General features: G+C 73.1%; 18 protein-coding genes and 1 pseudogene. 5 read left to right on the forward strand and 14 right to left on the reverse strand.

The window, feature by feature from the left end; genetic code table 11:
- Nucleotides 1–9: 9 nt before the first annotated feature.
- Both cyaB and ACZ597_RS13240 read left to right on the forward strand, forming a co-directional pair.
- A complete protein-coding gene (cyaB, locus tag ACZ597_RS13235) occupies nt 10–567 on the forward strand; it encodes a class IV adenylate cyclase (RefSeq protein ID WP_469113272.1) in 558 nt (185 codons plus the stop codon).
- A 13-nt stretch (nt 568–580) separates the two neighbouring features.
- Nucleotides 581–1,098: pseudogene (locus ACZ597_RS13240) on the forward strand (XRE family transcriptional regulator); the annotation flags it as partial.
- A 625-nt stretch (nt 1,099–1,723) separates the two neighbouring features.
- Here ACZ597_RS13240 and ACZ597_RS13245 read toward each other — a convergent pair.
- The 6 genes from ACZ597_RS13245 to ACZ597_RS13270 form a co-directional block, all read right to left on the reverse strand.
- Nucleotides 1,724–2,482 carry an endonuclease/exonuclease/phosphatase family protein gene (locus ACZ597_RS13245; RefSeq protein ID WP_471328537.1) on the reverse strand — a complete coding sequence of 253 codons (759 nt, stop codon included), beginning with the start codon at nt 2,480–2,482 and terminating at the stop codon, nt 1,724–1,726.
- Nucleotides 2,483–2,558: 76 nt separating this feature from the next.
- Nucleotides 2,559–3,500, reverse strand: coding sequence for an ROK family glucokinase (locus tag ACZ597_RS13250; protein WP_388935570.1), 942 nt, complete (start codon nt 3,498–3,500; stop codon nt 2,559–2,561).
- 61 nt (nt 3,501–3,561) lie between these two features.
- Nucleotides 3,562–4,020, reverse strand: a complete 459-nt coding sequence (locus ACZ597_RS13255; RefSeq protein WP_471328539.1) for a DUF5304 domain-containing protein — start codon at nt 4,018–4,020, stop codon at nt 3,562–3,564.
- A gap of 67 nt (nt 4,021–4,087) precedes the next feature.
- Complete coding sequence (locus ACZ597_RS13260) at nt 4,088–5,242, reverse strand: ArsA family ATPase (protein WP_471328541.1); 1,155 nt, start codon at nt 5,240–5,242, stop codon at nt 4,088–4,090.
- Between the two features lie 91 nt (nt 5,243–5,333).
- Nucleotides 5,334–5,777: an SRPBCC family protein gene (locus tag ACZ597_RS13265; protein ID WP_007263665.1), complete on the reverse strand. Its 444-nt coding sequence runs from the start codon at nt 5,775–5,777 to the stop codon at nt 5,334–5,336.
- 80 nt (nt 5,778–5,857) lie between these two features.
- Nucleotides 5,858–6,640 carry a metallophosphoesterase family protein gene (locus ACZ597_RS13270; protein ID WP_471328543.1) on the reverse strand — a complete coding sequence of 261 codons (783 nt, stop codon included), beginning with the start codon at nt 6,638–6,640 and terminating at the stop codon, nt 5,858–5,860.
- A gap of 253 nt (nt 6,641–6,893) precedes the next feature.
- On the opposite strand from ACZ597_RS13270, the gene ACZ597_RS13275 reads away from it, so the two are divergent.
- Nucleotides 6,894–8,690 carry an AMP-dependent synthetase/ligase gene (locus ACZ597_RS13275; protein ID WP_471328545.1) on the forward strand — a complete coding sequence of 599 codons (1,797 nt, stop codon included), beginning with the start codon at nt 6,894–6,896 and terminating at the stop codon, nt 8,688–8,690.
- A 3-nt stretch (nt 8,691–8,693) separates the two neighbouring features.
- On the opposite strand, the gene ACZ597_RS13280 is transcribed toward ACZ597_RS13275, so the two are convergent.
- The 7 genes from ACZ597_RS13280 to ACZ597_RS13310 form a co-directional block, all read right to left on the reverse strand.
- Complete coding sequence (locus ACZ597_RS13280; protein ID WP_471328547.1) at nt 8,694–10,301, reverse strand: GMC oxidoreductase; 1,608 nt, start codon at nt 10,299–10,301, stop codon at nt 8,694–8,696.
- 465 nt (nt 10,302–10,766) lie between these two features.
- Nucleotides 10,767–11,909 (reverse strand): glycosyltransferase family 4 protein, encoded by a 1,143-nt coding sequence (locus ACZ597_RS13285; protein ID WP_471328549.1) that lies wholly within the window; start codon nt 11,907–11,909, stop codon nt 10,767–10,769.
- Nucleotides 11,910–11,930: 21 nt separating this feature from the next.
- Complete coding sequence (locus tag ACZ597_RS13290) at nt 11,931–13,055, reverse strand: hypothetical protein (RefSeq protein ID WP_471328551.1); 1,125 nt, start codon at nt 13,053–13,055, stop codon at nt 11,931–11,933.
- A gap of 25 nt (nt 13,056–13,080) precedes the next feature.
- Nucleotides 13,081–14,139, reverse strand: a complete 1,059-nt coding sequence (locus ACZ597_RS13295; RefSeq protein ID WP_471328553.1) for a C40 family peptidase — start codon at nt 14,137–14,139, stop codon at nt 13,081–13,083.
- A gap of 238 nt (nt 14,140–14,377) precedes the next feature.
- Nucleotides 14,378–15,397, reverse strand: a complete 1,020-nt coding sequence (locus ACZ597_RS13300) for a C40 family peptidase (protein ID WP_471328555.1) — start codon at nt 15,395–15,397, stop codon at nt 14,378–14,380.
- Nucleotides 15,398–15,599: 202 nt separating this feature from the next.
- Nucleotides 15,600–16,964 (reverse strand): NYN domain-containing protein, encoded by a 1,365-nt coding sequence (locus tag ACZ597_RS13305; protein ID WP_471328894.1) that lies wholly within the window; start codon nt 16,962–16,964, stop codon nt 15,600–15,602.
- A 39-nt stretch (nt 16,965–17,003) separates the two neighbouring features.
- The gene (locus ACZ597_RS13310; protein ID WP_249771655.1) at nt 17,004–17,243 is read right to left on the reverse strand and encodes a hypothetical protein; all 240 of its coding nucleotides are present in this window, start codon (nt 17,241–17,243) and stop codon (nt 17,004–17,006) included.
- 113 nt (nt 17,244–17,356) lie between these two features.
- Here ACZ597_RS13310 and ACZ597_RS13315 point away from each other — a divergent pair, with 113 nt between their 5' ends.
- Nucleotides 17,357–18,091 (forward strand): rhomboid family intramembrane serine protease, encoded by a 735-nt coding sequence (locus tag ACZ597_RS13315; RefSeq protein ID WP_471328557.1) that lies wholly within the window; start codon nt 17,357–17,359, stop codon nt 18,089–18,091.
- Entirely contained in the window at nt 18,088–18,369 is a 282-nt protein-coding gene (locus ACZ597_RS13320; protein ID WP_007263678.1) for an Lrp/AsnC family transcriptional regulator, read from the forward strand. Before ACZ597_RS13315 ends, ACZ597_RS13320 begins: the two co-directional genes overlap by 4 nt.
- 76 nt (nt 18,370–18,445) lie before the next feature.
- On the opposite strand, the gene ACZ597_RS13325 is transcribed toward ACZ597_RS13320, so the two are convergent.
- Nucleotides 18,446–19,849, reverse strand: coding sequence for an aminotransferase class V-fold PLP-dependent enzyme (locus ACZ597_RS13325; protein WP_471328559.1), 1,404 nt, complete (start codon nt 19,847–19,849; stop codon nt 18,446–18,448).
- Nucleotides 19,850–19,979: the final 130 nt, after the last annotated feature.

Consider the following 19,979-nt stretch of genomic DNA (forward strand, 5'->3'; position numbering starts at 1 on the left):
GACGGACGAATGATCGAAGCGGAGCTGAAGGCCCGTGTGCCCGTGCCGCAGGAGACGTTGAGGCGGCTGGACGCCCGGGCTGAGGGCCGGGCTGAGGTGTATCGGGACACTTACTACGACACGGTGGACGGAGGCTTGGGGGCCAAGGACCAAGAGCTTCGAGTCCGCACGGTGCACGCTTCGGATTCGACCCGCACGGTCCTCACCTACAAGGGCGCCCGGGTCGATGAGGCGTCTGGATCCAAGCCTGAGCACGAGACTCGGGTTGAAGACGCCGAGGCCGTACACGCCATGCTCCGCGCCCTCGGCTATGCCCCGGCCATCGAGTTCGAGAAGAGGTGCAGGAACTACTCCTTCCAGGCGCGGGGCCGGCAGATGCTCGCCACCTTGGTGCGGGTCCCCGAGCTGGACGGCACTTTCCTGGAGTTGGAGACCCTCGTCGAGGAAGCCGACGTGCCTGCGGCACTCGATGATGTCCGTGCTGTTCTGGCTGAGCTGGGCATTGGCGCGGACGACTTCACTCGTGAGCTGTACACCGATGCCGTGAAGGCTCGTCGCCGGGGCTAGAACCCCTTCCGAGCCCAAGGCGCGAGTTCACGCAGACGGGAAGGGAGGACATGACATGGAGGCTGGTGCAACAACCGGTGTCGGGCCTACCGTTGCAGGCGCGCAGACGGGTGAGGAGACATTCTCGGGCGTGTGGCTCAGCCGCTACGAGTTCTTCTCTTCGAGCCGGGACGCCTCGTACGAGGGCAAGCACTACGTAGTGATCGTCCAGCACGGGAATCGGCTCACCGTTCAGAGCCTGCCCGGGGCGAGCACAACCCGGACAGCCCTCTCACTCTCGACCTCACCGTCGACCGCAACATGGTCACGGGTACCTGGGTCGAGCAGACTGCCGCAGACGGCTACAACAACGGGGCACGCTCCCACGGAGCCATCCAACTCCTGGTCGAGCCGACCGGACGGCGCATGGCCGGCAAATGGGTCGGTTTCGGCAAGGACTTCGACGTGAACACCGGCCCTTGGGAACTGCGGCTGGTGGACCGATCCACGACCAAGGCGACGGTGGAGAGGTACAGCCGGCCCCCGGAGTGAGCCGACCTTCCCACAGTGCGGATATCAGCCCCGCACAGCCGCCGGACGCTAAGATCAGAGAAGCGCGTAGCGATCCGTCGCGCCCATGCTCTTCCACGCTGCCCTGATCAACCTCTGGTGCGGGTATCAGCCTCGGGCGGTCCCCAGACGCTGAGACGACAGGAGCGCGTAGCGATCTGGTGCGTCTGGGTGCTCCGCAGGTGACTCTGATCGACCTCTCGTGCGTCTAGTCGCGCCCCGGCTCGGAATCTCGACTTTGAGGGCCCGGATGCCCGGTCGGCAAACGCCCGGCCCCTCGTCTCGTCCCTGGCGGGCCCGCTCCCCCTCTCCTGCCCCGTGACCGTTCTTTTGGGGGCTTCCCGGCAGTCCTTGTCTTTCCGGGGCGGGCCGGTCGGTCAAGGGTCGCCGAAGGCGATCACGAAGTGACGCGACGAAGGAGCGCCCTTGAGGGACCGGCCCGCACCGGAAGGACGATGGGACTGACGGGAAACCCCCAAACCAGCCCTGACACCGCCCCGCCAGGACCCCGCTCCCCTCCCCACCGGCCCGCAGGCAAGGGGGCGGGTGGGCAGCCACCGCCCCGCCCCACGGGGTCGAGGGGGAGGTAGCCGGCCCGCACCCCGCGTCACCCCGCCGGCAGGCGGAGCGTCGCCAGGACCGGGAGGTGGTCGGTGGCTGCGCGGAGGTCGGGGGTGGTGACCCCCGGGAGGCCCGCGGGGACGCCGCAGGCCAGGACCTGCACCCCCCGCGACGCGAACACCGCGTCGATGCGCCGGTTCGGTGCCGCAGAGGGGAAGGTGTCGCCGTCGCCCCACGGGGAGACCGTCCAGCAGTCCTGGAGCGCCCCCGACAGCCGGCCGAAGGCCGGACCCCCCGCGGCCTCGTTGACGTCGGCGGCGGCGATCACGTGCGGCGCGTCCAGCGCGGCGGCCCGGTCCAGGAGCAGGTCCGCCTGGGCCCGCCGTTCCCGCGCGTCCAGCGAGAGGTGCGCGCTGACCACTCCGACCCGGGCGGCGCCGAAGCGGACCACGGCCGTCGCGAAGCCCCGCCGGTGCAGTCCGGGGGTGCGCGGGAGCAGTACGTCCTCGGTCCGCTCCACGAAGGCGCGCAGCGAGCACAGCAGCAGCGGCCCGGCGGCCGTCGCTCCCCCGCTCAGCACCACGAGGTCGGTCTTCGCGGCCAGCCTCGCCGCGTGCTTGCGCCAGCGGAAGAAGCGCGGCGCCTCCTGGACGAACACGAGGTCCGGGGCGCAGGCCCGGATGACCCGGGCCAGCGCTTCCTCGTCGTCGCGCAGCGAGCGGACGTTGTAGCTGAGGGCCCGGATCACGGCTGAACCGTCGGGCTCGGTGACGGACTTGGGCAGCGTGTGCAGCGTGTGCGGCATGCCCTGCAACATACGCAGCTGCCCGCCGCTCCCACAGGGGGCACGGCGGGCAGTCACGGCCGAAAGGGGGGAGGCGTCAGCCCTGGCGGGCCAGGTCCGCGGCGCCGACGAGGCCGGCCTTGCCGCCGAGCTGTGCGGCGAGTACCTGCGCGTGCGGGCGCCAGGCGCCGCCGACCAGCCAGCGCTTGAAGGACTTGCGGATCGGGTCGAGGACGAGGTCGCCCTCGTCGGAGACGCCGCCGCCGACGATGAAGGCCGACGGGTCGAAGAGGGAGGCCAGGTCGGCCAGGCCCGCGCCGGCCCAGCGGGCGAGCTCGCGGAAGGCGTCGATGGCGACCAGGTCGCCGGCCCGGGCGGCTTCGCTGATGTGCTTGCCCTCGATGCCGTCGGCGGTGCCGTCGCCGAGGCCGAGGAGGATCGCCGCGTTCTCGGGGGTGGCGTTGGCGCGCTGCTTGGCGTACCGGACGAGGGCGCGGCCGGAGGCGTACTGCTCCCAGCAGCCCTGGCTGCCGCAGCCGCACAGCAGGCCGTCGGGGACGACCCGGATGTGGCCGAACTCGGCGGCGACGCCGAAGCGGCCGCGGCGCAGCTTGTTGCCGATGATGATGCCGCCGCCGAGGCCCGTGCCGAGGGTGATGCAGATGACGTCCTCGTGGCCCTGGCCGGCGCCGAAGCGGTATTCGCCCCAGGCGGCGCAGTTCGCGTCGTTCTCGACGACGACGGGCAGGCCGATGCGCTGTTCGACCTTGTCCTTGAGCGGTTCGTGCCGCCAGTTGATGTTGGGTGCGAAGAGCACCGTGGCGCGCTTGTCGTCGACGTATCCGGCGGCGCCGATGCCGACGGCGTCGATGGTGTGGCTGCTGCTGACCTCGGAGACGGCGGCGCAGATCGCCTCCGTCACGCCGTCCGCGGTCGGCGGGGTGGGCACCTTGTACGTCTCAAGGATGGTGCCCTCTTCGTCGACCACGCCGGCCGCGATCTTCGTGCCGCCGATGTCGACGCCGATGGTGAGTCCCATTAGTCCCTCGGTTTCCGGTCAAACCCCGCCACGGCCCACCGTACACGGGGCGGGCGGAGGATCAGTCGAGATCGATCCGCTCGGCCGGGCCCGCTCCGGGGCCTTCGTCGCCCCTGTCGGTGGGCTTGCGGGGGGCGGGCGGCTCGTCGTGGGTCCAGCGGCGCTCATGGCCTTCGACGGCGGACCGGTAGGCGGCGAGGAGTTCGGATCCGGCGGCCGCGAGGTGGCCGAAGACCTCCGGGTTGCGCTCGATGACGGGCTTGGCGGCGGTCTTGGCCTGGTTGACGAACTGGCGTACGGCGTCCTGGGCGGCGGCGCCGACGGCCGGGTTGTTCAGGGAGGAGACCTTGTCGGCGACGGCCTCGAAGAGCTTGAACAGCTCCTCGGCGGCGGTCCCGGTGCCGGTCCCTGCGCCGCCGGCCTTCTCCGACCTGCGGCGTTCCTTCTCGGCGGCGAGGTCCTCGGCGCAGGCCCGCGCCCAGGCGTCGTCGTTGGCGGGGTGGTCGGTGGCCTCGCTCATGGCGGACTCTCCTGGCGGCAGCTGCGGTGGGTCTTCCTTCGACGGTACCCGAACGGCGGTACGGGTCTCAGCGCTCCCTCGGCCACAGCCGCGGGTCCGGGGTGAAGCGGACGCGGAGGGCGCCGTCGGCGAGGGCGGCGCCGGAGACGGTGCAGCGGCGCAGGGCCGAGGGCAGCGGAACGATCCTGCGGTGCGGTCCCGCGGCGACGAGCAGTTCGTCTCCGCGCCGGACCAGGTCGAGCTCGCTCTTGCGGGCGCGGGGCAGCGGGATCGCCCAGACGAGCACCCCGTCGTCCGCGAGCCGGTCCTCGACGGTCCAGCCGGGGGCGGGGGCGGGGGCGGGGCCGGGGGCGATCCCCCGGGCGGTGCCGAGCACCTCCAGGTCGTCGGTGCCGCGGGGGTCCCGGCCGAGGTGGGCGAGCTCGTGGACGGGGAGCTCCGGGCCGGCCCACGCGTCGAGGAAGGCCCGCTGCCGGTCGGCGATGCCCGCGGCCCAGGGGTGGGCCGCGGCGGCGTCCGGCGGTACGAGGCGGTTGGCCACGAGGGACTCGACCGGCAGCTCGTGCAGGGCGAGCCCGAGCATCCCGGTGCGCAGGGCGGTGCCGGCGGCGGGGCCGGGTTCGGCGACCAGGCGGACTCGGGTGGTGGGGGCCTGTACCACGGCCTGGACGGCGGCGAGCTCCTCGTCCCAGCGCGCGGCGGTCTCGTAGAGCCACTGCGCCGGCATGGGCACTCCGGCGAGCTGGGCCAGTACGGGGCGCAGGGCGCGGGCGGCCTGGCGCTCGGCGGGGAGCAGCCGGGCGAGGTAGCGGCGCAGCTGGGCGGGGAGGGCGAGGGTGGCGACGGCCTGGTGCAGCGGGGGCATGTCCACGACGACGAGGTCGGTGGCGGGTTCGGCGGCGGCCCGGCGCAGGGCGCGGAGCAGGGCGAACTGTTCGGCGCCGGGGAGCTCGGTGAGTTCCTCGGCGCCGAGGGGGCGGCCGCCGAGCATGCCGATGAGGGAGGCGCCGCGTTCCTGGAGGGCGGCGAGTTCGGTGCGGAACTCGCGGCCGGAGTCGACGGGGGTGACGCGCAGCCCGGGGATCCCGTCGGGGAGGGGGTCGGCTCCGGCGGCGCACAGCAGCAGTACCCGCTGTCCCCCGCGTGCGGCGGCGAGTGCGGTGGCGGCTGCGACGGTGCTGCTGCCTGCGCCTCCGGGGCCGGTGACGAGGAGGGTCTGCATGGTGGTGCGGTGCCTTTGCTCTTCTGGTCCGTGCCGGCGCGGGCCCCCTTCCGGGCTCCGCGCGCGCGGTGTCCCGGAGGGGGCCGGCGGCTCAGGGGCGGGGGGTCTCGACGCGCTTCTTCAGGCCCGCGAGGGCGCGGTCGATGATGACCTTCTCGGCCTTGCGCTTGATCATGCCGAGCATGGGGATCTTGACGTCCACGGTCAGCTGGTAGGTGACCTCGGTGCGGCCGCCGTCCAGCGGGGCCAGCCGGTAGGAGCCGTCCAGCTGCCGCAGCATCTGGGACTTGTCCAGCGTCCAGCTGACCTCGTCGGCGCCCTTCCAGGTGTAGGCGAGGGTGTGGTCGTCCTTGATCGCGCCGGCGTCCAGCAGCAGGCGGACCTTCTCGGCGCGGCCTTCGGCGTCGGTGGCGAGCACCTCGGCCTCCTTCACCTCGCCGGTCCACTCCGGGTAGCGGGCGAAGTCGGCGATCACGGCCATCACGTCGGCCGGGGAGGCGTCGATCGTGATGCTTGAGCTGGTGTGTTCCGCCATCGCGGTGGCTCCTCCGGGGAGTTTTTCGAGGAAGTGTGCGGCCTGCGGCCGCCGCGTGCAGGCTACCGTGCGTGTGGAGGTCACCACTCCAGGGCCCAGGGCCTTCCGGTGGCGGCGAAGTGTCCGACGTTCACGCACTCGGTGGCGCCGATGCGGGCGCGGCGCGCGAGCGGCTGGTGGACGTGGCCGAAGAGCGCGTACCGGGGCCGGGTCCGGCGGATCGCGGCCAGCAGGGCTTCGCTGCCGCGCTCGAAGCGGCGCGCGACGGTGTCGTAGCAGAGTTCGGGGACCTCCGGCGGGATGTGCGAGCAGAGCACGTCGACCTCGCCGAGGGCCTCGACCTTGGCGGCGTACTCCTCGGGGTCGACCTCGTACGGCGTGCGCATCGGTGACGGCAGGCCGCCGCCGACGAAGCCGAAGACGCGGCCGCCGATCTCCACGCGCCCGCCGTCGAGGACGGTGGTGCCGGGTCCGGCGTACTCGCTCCACAGGCCGGGGATGTCGACGTTGCCGTACGTCGCGTACGTCGGGCTGGGGAAGGCGGCGAACATCTGCGCGTACTGCCGGCGGACCGCTTCCTCGATCATGCGTTCCCTGTCGAGTCCGTCCCACAGCCGGCGGCCGAATTCGCGCGCTTCCGCGAAGCGGCGGGCGGTGCGGAGTTCGACGATGCGGTGGGCGTTCTCGACGCCGAAGAGGTCGGGGAAGATGCCGCGGGAGTGGTCGGCGTAGTCGAGGAAGAGCACCAGGTCGCCGAGGCAGACGAGCGCGTCGGCGCCGTCTCCTGCGCGTGCGAGCGCTTCGGCGTTGCCGTGGACGTCGCTGACGACGTGGATCCGCGTACGACTCTTCCTGCCACCCATGCGCTCACCCTAGGGGGGCCGGCTCCGGCCGGGTAGAGGGAGGGTCGCAGGCGGCCGGACCTGCGGTTACTTCCGAGTCGCGAACACGGTCGACTACTGTCGGCAGCGTATTGGCGGGTCTTGCGGCGCATCACGATGTACAGAATGTGACGCACGGAACATCTGGCCGGTTCCCTCTATCCGGAACCCACTACCGGTGGGTAACGTCCGGTCGGTCCACACGGTGGCGATGGCGCCCAGAGGAGCAGCAGTCTTGCGCGAGTTCAGCCTTCCGGCCCTGTACGAGGTCCCGTCGGACGGGAACCTGACGGATCTCATCCGCCGCAATGCCGCCCAGCACCCAGACACCGCCGTCATCAGCCGCAAGGTCGACGGCCGGTGGCAGGACGTGACCGCGACGGAGTTCCTCGCCGAGGTCCGGGCCGCCGCCAAGGGTCTGGTCGCGGCGGGCATCGAGCCCGGTGACCGGGTCGCCCTGATCTCCCGCACCCGCTACGAGTGGGTGCTGTTCGACTTCGCGATCTGGACCGCGGGCGGCGTCACCGTCCCCGTGTACGAGACCAGCTCCCCCGAGCAGATCCAGTGGATCCTCGGCGACTCCGGGGCCGTCGCGGCCATCGTGGAGAGCCCCGGGCACAGCGCGAACGTGGCCTCCCTGCGCGACCGGCTGCCGGAGCTGCGCGAGGTCTGGGAGATCGACCAGGACGCCCAGGGCGTCCTCGTGGCCGCCGGCGCGGAGGTCACCGACGCCGAGGTGGACGCGCGCAGCGCCCTCGCGGTCGCCGACGACCCGGCCACGATCGTCTACACCTCGGGCACCACCGGCCGCCCCAAGGGCTGCGTGCTGACCCACCGCAACTTCTTCGCCGAGTGCGGCAACGTGGTGGAGCGGCTGAAGCCGCTCTTCCGCACCGGCGAGTGCTCCGTGCTGCTCTTCCTGCCGGCCGCGCACGTCTTCGGCCGCCTGGTGGAGGTGGCGGCGGTGCTGGCGCCGATCCGGCTGGGCTGCGTACCGGACATCAAGAACCTCACCGACGAGCTGCAGTCCTTCCGCCCCACGCTGATCCTCGGCGTGCCGCGCGTCTTCGAGAAGGTCTACAACTCGGCGCGGGCCAAGGCGCAGGCCGACGGCAAGGGCAAGATCTTCGACGCGGCCGCCGACACGGCGATCGCGTACAGCCGGGCGCTGGACACCCCCTCGGGCCCGTCCTTCGGCCTGAAGCTCAAGCACAAGCTGTTCTCCAAGCTCGTCTACTCCAAGCTGCACGCCGTCCTCGGCGGGCGCGGCGAGTACGCGATCTCCGGCGGCGCCCCGCTCGGCGAGCGGCTCGGCCACTTCTTCCGCGGCATCGGCTTCACGGTCCTGGAGGGCTACGGCCTGACGGAGACCTGCGCGGCCACCGCCTTCCTCCCGTGGGACAAGCAGAAGATCGGCACGGTCGGCCAGCCGCTGCCCGGCTCCGTGCTGCGCATCGCCGACGACGGCGAGGTGCTGGTGCACGGCGAGCACGTCTTCAAGGAGTACTGGAAGAACGAGGCGGCCACCGCCGAGGCGATGACGGACGGCTGGTTCCACACCGGCGACGTCGGCACCCTCGACGAGGACGGCTACCTCAGGATCACCGGGCGGAAGAAGGAGCTCATCGTCACGGCCGGCGGCAAGAACGTCGCCCCCGCGGTGATCGAGGACCGGATCCGGGCGCACGCGCTGGTCGCGGAGTGCATGGTGGTCGGCGACGGGCGGCCGTTCGTGGCCGCGCTGGTCACCATCGACGAGGAGTTCCTCGGCCGGTGGGCCGCGGAGAACGGCAAGCCGGCCGGGGTGACGGCGGCGGAGCTGCGCGAGGACGCGGAGCTGATCGCCGCCGTCCAGAAGGCCGTCGACGACGGCAACGCGGCGGTGTCCAAGGCGGAATCGGTGCGGAAGTTCCGCATCCTGGGCTCCCAGTTCACGGAGGAGTCCGGCCACATCACGCCGTCGCTGAAGCTGAAGCGGAACGTGGTGGCGAAGGACTTCGCGGACGAGATCGACGCTCTGTACCGGGGCTAGTCCCTAGGGCTGGGCGAGGATCCGGTCCATGTTCCGCTCGGCGAGGGCCGTGATCGTCACGAACGGGTTCACTCCGAGCGAGCCGGGCACCAGGGAGCCGTCGAGCACGTACAGCCCCTGGTAGCCCCTGACCCGGCCGTAGGCGTCGGTGGCCTCGCCGAGGACGCAGCCGCCGAGCGGGTGGTAGGTGAAGTTGTCGGCGAAGGCCTTGTTCTCGCCGAACAGGTCGTAGCGGTAGATGGTGACGTTGCGGCGGTTGACGCGGTCGAAGAGGTTCTTGGCCGCCGCGACCGCCGGGGCGTTCTGGTCCCGCGTCCAGTTCAGCCGCGCCGAGTCGCTCGCGGCGTCGTAGGTGAAGCGGCCGCGCTCCGGGTTCTTGGTGATGGCCAGGTACATCGAGATCCAGTGCTCGATGCCCATGGGGAGCGGGGCGATCTCCGCGAAGACCGGGTTGGCCGCGTTGTCCCAGTCGTCGATGCCGAGGGCGGGCATGGTGGCCTGGTTGCAGCCGACGGTGTCCCACAGGTGGTTGGCGCGGGCGGTCATGACGTTGCCGTTGGGGCCCCAGCCGAGCCCGACCTTCTCGCTGAGCGCGGGCAGGGCGCCGGTCTCGCGGGCGCGCAGCAGGATCTCGGTGGTGCCGAGGCTGCCGGCGCCCAGGAAGAGCTGCTTGCAGCCGAGTTCGCGGACCTGGGTGACACGGCCGGTCACGTCGCTGGTGTGCACCGTCAGGACGTAGCCTCCGGCCGGGTCCTGGCGTACGGCGACCACGCGCTGCATGGTCTCGATGGTGACGTTGCCGGTGCCGAGGGCGGAGGCGAGGTAGGTCTTGTCGACGCTCTTCTTGCCGTGGTTGTTGCCGTAGATGACCTCGCCGGCGAGGGCCGAGCGGGTGGCGGTGCCGGCGGCCTCGCGCTTCATGTACTCGAAGTCGTAGACGTTGGGCACGAAGGTGGTCTTCAGCCCGGTGTTCTGGGCGTGTTTTCGGGAGGTCCGGGCGAAGCGGTACCACTCCGTGGACTCGAACCAGGCGGGGTCGATGTCGTTGACGCCGAGCATGGCGCGGGCGCGGGGGTAGTAGGTGCCGTACATCTCCTCGGCGTCCACGCCGGGGAACACCTCGGTGAAGTAGGAGCGTCTGGGGGTCGGGGCCATGCCGCCGTTGACGAGCGAGCCGCCGCCCACGCCGCGGCCCACGTAGACGGACATGTCCCCGTGGTTCACCCGGTCCAGGACCCCGGGGTAGGGGCTGATGTCGCGGTTGACCACGTCGAGCCAGAGGAACTGGGCGAGCGGGGCCTCGGTGCGGGTGCGGAACCACATGGAGCGCTGGTCGGGCGCGGAGGTGGACGGGAAGACCTTGCCGTCGGGGCCGGGGGTGTCCCACAGCCGCCCCATCTCCAGGACGACGGTCCGGACGCCGGCCCGCCCGAGGCGCAGCGCGGCGACGGCGGACCCGTAGCCGGAGCCGACGACGACGGCGGGCGCGTACTGGGCGGCGGCGGGTTCTGCCGCGGCGGCGGCGCCGAGTCCGATGCGGGTGATGCCGAGGGCCGCGGCGGCGCGGAGGGCGTTGAGGCCGAGTTGACGGCGCGTCAGGTTGGGTGTCATGGCCGCATCATGAGCGGATTCCGCCCAACCGGCCATAACTCGCACTGCCATGCATGTGAGTAACAGTCAGACATGTGTGGACCGTAACCGGGTGGGGGCGGACGACCTCCGGTCTGCGCGATTCCGCCCACGATTGCCCTTGCCGGACCGGAAATGCCGCCGTTTGCCGCTTCTTGTCGGTACTCCGCATGCGCGGGGCGGGGGCGGTGCCCTTGGCTGTTACCGGTGGGTCGGCTGCCGGGCCGCGGGTTCCGCTGCGCGGGGCGAGTTCCCCAGCGGGGCTGGATTTCAGCCCCGCCGGCGTTTGAGGCGCGGGCGCGGAGCGCCGGATACCCCCAGGCCGCGCCCGGCGATTGAGGGCGAGAACGGTTGAAGGGCGGGGAGGGGCCAGCCCCGCGCAGCGGCACACCACCCGCACCAGACCCACCGGCCCGCGGCCGAACCGTGCGAGCGGCGCGTGAAGAATCAGAGCAACGCGCGGAGGCCCTCGGCCAGGTGGTCCCAGCGCCACTGGCGTTCCACCCAGGCGCGGCCCGCTTCGCCCATGCGGGTGCGGAGTTCCGGGTCCTGGAGGAGGGTGACGATGCGGTCCGCCGCGTCGTCGGGGGCGCCGCCCCGGACCACCCAGCCGGTCTCGCCGTCCAGCACCGCGTCCGGCGCCCCGCCCGAGTCGCCCGCGACCACCGGCAGGCCCGTCGCCGAGGCCTCCAGGTAGACGATGCCGAGCCCCTCCACGTCCAGCCCGCCCCGCCGGGTCCGGCACGGCATCGCGAAGACGTCGCCCGCGCCGTAGTGGGCCGGGAGTTCCGCCCACGGGACGGCGCCCGTGAAGACCACCGAGTCCGCGACCCCGGTCGAGACGGCCAGCGCCCTCAGGTCCGCCTCGTACGGCCCGCCGCCGACGATCAGCAGCGCCGCGTCCGGCACCGCCGCCAGGATCCGCGGCATCGCCTCGATCAGGGTGTCCTGCCCCTTGCGGGGGACCAGACGGGAGACGCAGACCACCACCGGGCGGTCGGACAGGCCCAGCCTGGCCCGGACCTCCGCGCCGCCCGAGCCGGGGTGGAAGGTCTTCTCGTCGACTCCCGGCGGGAGTCGGACCATCCGCGCCGCCGCCCGGTCCGTCACCGCCGAGGCGATCCGCGACCGCGTGTACTCCCCCAGGTACGTCAGGGTGTCCGTGCCCTCGCCGATCCGCCGCAGCAGCTGCCGCGCGGCCGGCAGCTGCGCCCAGCCGGCCTCGTGCCCGTGCGTCGTGGCGACGATCCGCCGCGCGCCCGCCCTCCGCAGCGCCGGGCCCATCAGCCCGAGCGGGGCCGCGGCCCCGAACCACACCGACTCGCAGCCGTGTTCGCGCAGCAGGGACACCGCCCGCCGGGTCACCCGGGGCGTCGGCAGCAGCATGGTCGTACGGTCGCGCACCACCTGGAACGGCTGTTCCGCGTCGAAGGCGGCGGTGGCCTCGCGGCCCTCCGCGCTGTGCTTCCACGTGGACGCGTAGACGACGACCCGCTCGGGGTCCAGCCGCAGCGCCATGTTGTGCAGGAAGGCCTGGATGCCGCCCGGGCGCGGCGGGAAGTCGTTGGTCACGATCAGCGTCTTGTGCATCCCCGCCAACGTACCCGACGGTTACGCCAGGTCCTCCCGCAGCGCCTGCCGCCAGGCCTCCGTGAGCCCGGGAAGATCCACCCCGAGGGCCTGTTCCAGCGCCGCCGGCAGCGGTTCGCGGCCGGCCAGCTCGTACAGGCGCACCAGCGCCGCCTCGCCCCAGCGGGCGGCGACGAGCCGGCAGGCCAGCCAGGCGCCCTCGTACGCCCGGGCCGCCGCCGAAGGGTCGCCGCCGAAGGCGAAGGCCGTGTCGGCCGGGAGCGCGCCCGGCAGCTCCCCGCGGCGTACGGCGCCCGCCAGCTCGGGCGCGCCCTCCGCCGGGGTGGTGGGGGTCCCCCGGTACGCCGCCCAGTCCGCGAAGCCCTCGGACAGCCACTGCGGGGTCCGCGCCGAGGTGGCGGCGCGGGTCGCGACGTGGGTGACCTCGTGGGTGAGGACGATCCGCCGCCCGGCCTGCGACAGGCCCGCGTACCCCTCCGGGTTGACGACGACCCGGTCGGCCGGGGCCGGCCCTCCCCCGGTGGTTCCGGTGGTGACGGCCCCGAGGCCCCGGTAGGTGCCGGCCGGCCGCCCCAGCAGCGCGGCCATCGCGTCCAGCGTCGCGGGGGCCAGGACCACCACCCGCCCCGCCCACGGCCCCGGCCAGGCGGCGCTGACCGCCGGCACCGCCCGGTCGGCCTCGGCCGCGAGGGCGGACAGCTCCTGCGCGCTCCGGCCGACGCCGAGGACCAGGCTGTGCGCACCCCGTACGGCGGCCGGCTCGCCCTGGTCCCACAGCTGCGCCGCCGCGCCGGGGGCCGGCCGGTCCGCGGTGACCCGCCAGCCGGTGCCGTCCCTGGTCAGCTCCACCTCGCGGGCCGAGGAGGCCGGGGCGGCGTCGTAGCCGGCGAGCCGGTAGCGCAGCTCCGCGCGCGCGAAGGCCCGTACGCCGTCCCGCCGGACCGGGCCGGCCTCGTACGACCAGCCCTCCAGCGGGATCCCGGCGAGCCGCGCGGGCGGGGCCGCCGACCAGTCGGCCACGGCCCGCCGTACGGCCGCGTCGTCACGGGCGGCGGGCGCCGGGTCCGTGCAGCCTGCCGCCGCCGGCAGGGGGCACAGCGCGAGCGCGAGGAGGCGTACGGCGGTGCGGCGGCGGACCGGGATCATCCGCCGATCGTACGCACGGCCGGACTCAGGGCCGGGTCACCGAGGACACCGGCATCATCCCGACGGGGTCGTACCGCACCCGCGCGCCCGGGTACGGGGCGTGCACCACCTGGCCGTTGCCCACGTACATGCCGACGTGGCTGGCGTCGGAGCGGTACGTCACCAGGTCCCCGGGCTGCGCCTGCGACAGCGGGACCTGCCGGCCCGCGTACCGCTGGGCCTGCGAGGTGCGCGGCAGGGAGACGCCGGCCTGGCGGTACGACCACACCATCAGCCCGGAGCAGTCGAAGCCGGAGGGACCGGTGGAGCCCCACACGTACGGCCGGCCGACGGCGGCCCGGGCGGCCATCACGGCGGCCATGGCGCGCCCCGAGGCGCGGCCGCCGCCGGAGGGCAGGTCGGGCGGTCCGCCAAAGCGGTCGGCGCCGCGGCCGCCGGAGCGGGAGGCCCGCTCGAAGTCGGCCCGCTCCTCGGAGGGCATCTCGTTGAGCAGCCGGCGCGCGGCGGCGAGCTTCGCCGTGACGGAGCGCTTCTGGGTGGCCACCTCGGTGCGCAGGGCCTCCAGTTCGGCGAGCTTGCGGGCGGCCTCCTGGCGCTGCTGCCCGATCCTCCGCTGCTCCTCGCGGAGTTCGCCCAGCTGCTGGGCGCGGCGGCCGCTGAGGCGGCCCAGGACGGCGGCCTTGTCGAGGTAGGCGGCGGGGTCGTCGGAGAGCATCAGCTCGACGGTGGGGTCGAGGCCGCCGGAGCGGTACTGGGCGCCGGCGAAGGTGCCGAGGACCCCGCGCATGGTGTTGATGCGGTCCTGGCCGCGGGCGACGGCGTCCTGGGCGCGGCTGATCTCGGTGCGCAGGGCGTCGGCCTTCTCGCCGGCCTCGTTGTACCGCTCGGTGGCCTGCTCGGCCTCCTCGAAGAGCCGGTCGACCTGGGCGCGGGCGCCGCCGGCGGGTTCCTGGGGGAGGCCCGGGGAGGCGAGCGCGGGTGCGCCGGTGATGGCCACGGCGGCGCCGGCCGCGGCGGCGGTGAAGGCGGTGACCTTGGTGTTCCGGTCGAGGCCGCTGTGCCCGGGCCGGCGGTGGGACGCCATGGGGAACCGCTCCCTTCCGCTGCGCGCGGCCCGGGTCCGCCCCCCGTGGACGGACGTGTGCCGGGTTCCGCGCTGGCAGACAGTAGCCGCGCGGCCACGCACCGGCCAACGGCCGCCGGGGAGCGCACATGACGGCGCCCCGCCTCAGACGCAGGTCATGGGCGGGGCGCGGGGTCAGGGCGGGTCCGCGCAATTCGCCCGGATGGGCGGTGTGCGGCGCACCCCCTGGGGCGTCGGGTCAGATGCGGACGCCGAACTGGAACGGCATGTTGTCCATCGACTCGTACTTGACGCCGCCGCGCGGGTTGGAGGCGTGCAGGGTCAGGTTGTTGCCGGCGTACAGGCCGACGTGGTGCAGGTCGTCGTAGAAGAAGACCAGGTCGCCGGGCTGGAGCTGGCTGCGGCCGATGCGCGTGCCGTCGTTCGCCTGGGTGTAGGTGGTACGGCTGATGCCGACGCCGGCCTGTCCGTAGGCCCATTGGGTCAGCCCTGAGCAGTCGTAGGCGCTGGGGCCGGTGGCGCCCATGATGTACGCGCTGCCCAGCTTGGTCTTCGCCGCGGCCAGCGCGGCTCCGGCGCGGCCGGAGGCGCTGACGGCGGGGGCGGCCTTCTGGCCGGCCCTGCTCTGCTTGGCCTCCTCCTCCTTGAGCCGGCTGCGCTCCTGCGCGCTCAGCGTGTTGAGGAGGGCCTGGGCCTCGGCGAGCTTGTCCTGGGCGGCCTTCTTCTTCTCGCCGAGCTCCTTGCGGGTGGCGTCGAGGTCGGCGAGCTTGCCGGCGGCCTCCTGGCGCTGCTGGGCGAGGGCGCGCTGTTTGGCCTGGATCCTGGCTATCGCCTCCAACTGCCTGCTGCTCAACTGCTGGAGGGTGGAGGCCTTGTCGAGGTAGGTCTCGGGGTCGCCGGAGAGCAGGAGTGCGACGGACGGGTCGACGCCGCCGCCGCGGTACTGGGCGGTGGCCAGGGAACCGAGCGTGTTGCGCAGGTCGTTGAGTTCGCCCTGGTCGCGGGCCACGGCGTCCTGGAGCTGCGCGATCTCCTTTTCGAGCCGCTCCTGGTGCTCGCGGGCCCCGTTGAACTTCTCGGTGGCCTGCTCGGCCTCCTCGTAGAGGGCGTCGGCCTTGCTCTTGACCTCGTCCTTGTCCGGCCCGGCGGGGGCGGCCGTGGCGGACTGCGAGGAGAGGGCGACCGCCGCGGCGGCGGTCGCGGTGAGCACGGTCACGCGCGTGCGGGCCGGCGGCTTGGGTCGACGGTGGGACGCCACGGGGGCGGGCTCCTTCTCCCTAGGGGTCACCCCCGCCCGCACCCGAACGAGTGAGCTACCGCACGAAGGTTTGAGCGGACCCTAACGACCTGTCCTTGATCACTTCAAACCCCCTGCAGAAAAAATCCCAACGCCGTTCCGCTTTCTTCACAGAGGCCCCACGCTGAGTACCGAGGAGCTGACAGTACGTCTTCCGCTTGCGTTACGAAACGCGCGAAAGCCGCTTGAGCAGCAATGCGGACGTCACCGGCCGGGCGCCCGCCTTCGCCACCCCGTCGGCCACCTCACGGTCGGTGGAGACCACCACCACCGGCCTGCCGGGCGGCTCCGCCCGCACCAGCTGGCGGATCAACTCGTCGGCCGTCACACCCGCCTTGGAGAACAGCACGCGCACCCCGCGCGGCGGCGCGAGCAGCACCGGCGCCGCCAGCTCCGCGCCGTCGAAGACGCACGTCATCTCGGCACCCGTCTGCGCGGCCAGCATCGACAGCCCGCCCAGCAGCCGCAGCCGCTGCTTCTCCAACGGCATCGTCGGATAGCCGGTCTTCGTCACGTTGTAGCCGTCGACCACCAGGTGCGCCTGAGGGAGCGCCAACAGCTGGTCCAGCAGCGCCGGATCGGTCTCGGACAGGGCGCGCGCCGCAATGTCCTTCGGGGTCATCCGGCCCGGCTCCACCGCGTCCACGGTGTCGGCCGGCCGCGTGGACACCGGCGGCAGCGCCAGCTCGCGGCGCAGCCCCGCGGCCGCGTCCAGCACCGTGTCCAGCAGCAGCCGCAGCCGCATGTCCTCGATGCTGCGCCCCTCACGGGTGGCCCGGCGCGAGGTCTCCAGCGCCGACTCCACCTCCGCGAGACGGGACTTGAGGCGCCGGGACTCGCTCTCGGCGGCGGCCACCTGCGCCGCCGCCTCACCGCGGATCCCGTCGATCTCGCCGCCCAGCTTGCGCAGGGCCGCCTCGCCCCGCTTGACGTCGCTCAGGGCGCTGCGCAGCTTGCGCTGAAGCGATTCCGCTTCCTTGCGGGCGGCCTCCAGCTCGGCACGCACCTGCTCGCCCCCGGAGCGGTGGGCCTCCTTCAGGTGGGCCAGTTCCTCGCGCAGCCGCTCCAGCTCCCGCCGGGTCTCGTCGCCGACCCGCTCGGCGTCGGCGCGCTGCGCCTCCTCACCGGCGGACGCCACCAGCTTCACCCAGCCGACCGGGCGCAGCACGTACGCGGCTGCCGCCACGTCCAGCGGGTCCGCCGCGGCGGGCGGCGCCCCGGACTCCAGGGCCCCGGCCAGCTCCGGCTGGGCCTCGCGCAGCTTCTCCGCGATCCGGCTGCGGAAGACCCCGTCGGTCTCCACGGCCGCGGCCATGGCGTTGCCCGCGAACTTGGCGCGCCGGGTCGGGGTGAACCGGGCGTACTGGCGCAGCTGCGCCGGGAGGTCCCCGACCGTCAGACCGCCGAAGGCGTCCGAGACGATCGCGACGACCCGGCGCCGCACGCCTTCCGGCAGCGGGCGGTCGAGGACCTCCGCGGCGTCGCCGGCCGCGTCGGCCGGCCTCGCGCCGCTTGCTGGCTCCACAATCCGTCACCCCTACCGTGATCTACTGTGGGCCCGGCTCCGTCAGGAGTCGGCGCCCGGCCTGTCCACGAGCTCGATCTGGTCCACCGCGTTGCACCAGCGGCAGCGGACCGACTCGATGGTCTCACTGACCACCTCGCGCTCCTCGACCTTGGGCTCCCCGGCAAGATCGAGGTGGACGTACTCCACGACCTTCGACGATCGGGTGACATCGAACCGCGTGAGGTTGCCGCACAGGGTGCAGCGCCACCGGGTGGTGTCGGTCGGCAGGGGAACCGTCATCAGGCCGCTCTCTCCTTCGTAGCTCATTCAATTAAAGCCCTACGCCGCGGTCGGCGGACCGCAGCACGTAACCCTACGGCCTGGCACCACCCTCAGGTGGGTCCGCCTGCGTCATGCTCTGTCTCATGATCGTAAAGTGGCGGACCCTGTGCGATGCCGCCCGGGGCCCCGTGGTCACGTACGCGCTGATCGCCGCCTGCTGCGCGGTGTTCTTCATGGGCCCCGCCTCCGGCCTGAACCCGGCCTACGGGACGGGCGACCTGCTGGTCGAGACGGGGACGGCGTACTTCCGGCACTGGGGCGTCGTACCCGACGAGCTGTTCTCGGGTGCCGGGCGCCCGCTGCTGACCCCTCTGACGGCGCTCTTCGTCCACGGCAGCTGGCTGCACCTGCTCGGGAACATGCTGTTCCTCTACGTCTTCGGCGCGATGACGGAGGAGCGGATGGGCCGCACGCCGTTCCTCGTGTTCTACGTCTGTACGGGGTACCTCGCGCTGACGGCCTACGCGGCGGCCAACGCGTCCTCGGACCAGACCCTGGTGGGGGCTTCGGGGGCGATCTCGGCGGCGTTGGGGGCCTTCCTGTGCCTCTTCCCGCGGGCCCGGGTGACGAGCCTGTTCCCGTTCCTGCTCTTCCTGCCGCTGCGGTTCCCGGCGTGGATCGTGCTGCTGTTCTGGTTCGGCCTCCAATGGCTGGCGGCGCACCGCGCGGGAAGCGGTCCCGGAGTGGCCTATCTGGCCCACGTGGTGGGCTTCTCGCTGGGCTTCTTCTACGCGTGGGCCCGCTATCGCCGTACGACTAGAGTGAGGAGACCAGTGACTGCCGGCGAGGGAGACAGCCAACCGTGATCACCGCGATCGTGCTCATCAAGACCAGCGTGGACCGGATCCCCGAGATCGCCGAGTCCATCGCGCAGCTGGACAGCGTCAGCGAGGTCTACTCCGTCACCGGTACGTACGACCTGATCGCCCTGGTCCGCGTGGCCCGCCACGAGAACCTCGCGGACATCATCCCGGGGCGCATCAGCAAGATCCCGGGCGTCGAGGCCACCGACACCCACGTCGCGTTCCGCACGTACTCCCAGCACGACCTCGAAGCCGCATTCGCCATCGGCCTGGACGCCTAGCCCCCTCCCGGGCCGGTACCCGGTCACCGCTGCGCGGGGCCGCTCCCCGCGCAGCGGCCGCCACCGCGCCACCGCACTACACAGCCGGGACGCAGCGGCCCTCTTCCGTGCGGTACTGCCACTTCGCGCCGTCCTCGACCAGTTCCCGAACTGCCCTCACGAAGCGCTCGACGTGCTCGTCCGGGGTGCCGGCCCCGAAGCTGACCCGGATCGCGTTCAGCGACCGCTCCCCCGGCGCCGCCTCCGGCGCCCCGCACGCGCCCTGGGCCTGCGGCTCGCTGCCCAGCAGGGTCCGTACCAGCGGGTGGGCGCAGAAGAGGCCGTCCCGCACCCCGATCCCGTACTCGGCGGACAGCGCGGCCGCGAAGTGCGAGCTGTTCCAGCCGTCGACCACGAACGAGATGACGCCGACGCGCGGGGCGTCGTCCCCGAACAGGGACAGCACCCGCACGGCCGGGACCTCCGCCAGGCCCTCGCGGACCTTGGCGATGAGGTGCTCCTCCCGGGCGACGAGGTTCTCGAAGCCGGCCTCCCGCAGCGCGCGGCAGGCGGAGGCGATGGAGTAGACGCCGATGACGTTCGGCGAGCCGGCCTCGTGCCGCGCGGCGGTGGTGTGCCACTCGACGTCGACGCCGCCGTCCTCGCGGCGGGCCACCTTGCGGGAGGCGCCGCCCCCGGCGAGGTACGGCTCGGCCTCCTGGAGCCAGTCGGCGCGGCCTGCCAGCACGCCCGAGCCGAAGGGGGCGTACAGCTTGTGGCCCGAGAACGCGACCCAGTCCACGTCCAGCTCCCGCACGGAGACGGGGTGGTGGGGGGCCAGCTGGGCGGCGTCCAGCACGATCCGCGCACCGTGGGCGTGCGCGGCGGCGGCGAGCTCCTTCACCGGCCACAGCTCACCGGTGACGTTGGAGGCGCCGGTGACGCAGACCAGGGCCGGGCCGTGGCCCTCTTCAATGGATGCAGTGCGGTCGGCGAGGGCCCGCTCCAGCGTGGCGACGGCCTCGCCGGGTGTGCGGGGGGCGTTGAGGTAGGTGACCCGGGCGTCGCCCCAGGGCAGCAGGGAGGCGTGGTGCTCGGTCTCGAAGACGAAGACCCGGCAGCCGGCGGGCAGCGCGGCGGCGAGCAGGTTGAGGGAGTCGGTGGTGGACCGGGTGAAGACCACCTGGTCGGAGGGGCGGCAGTCGAGGAACTCGGCGACCGTGGCCCGGCTCTGCTCGAACAGGTCGGTGGACAGCTGCGAGAGGTACCCGGCGCCGCGGTGGACGCTGCCGTAGTAGGGGGCGTACGCGGCGACGTCGTCCCAGACCCGCTGGAGCGCGGGGGCGCTGGCCGCGTAGTCGAGGGCGGCGTAGGTGACCTCGCCGCCGGTGACGAGGGGGACGGTGACGTCCCGGCCGAGCACCGGCAGCGGCCCGTCACAGGCGGGGCCCCCGGCGTCGGCGGTGCAGGCGGCGGTGGCGGCGTTCAGGGATGCGGACATGGCGGTATCTCCCGGCAGGCAGGGCTGAATGGCTTCGGTGTGCCCGTACGCGGGTACGGCTGCGCGGCGGCGGCCGTCAGGGGTACGGGAAAGTCCTCGGACTGATCGGGGGTACGCGGAAGGGACCCTG

This window comes from Streptomyces sp. NPDC040718 (assembly GCF_055593565.1).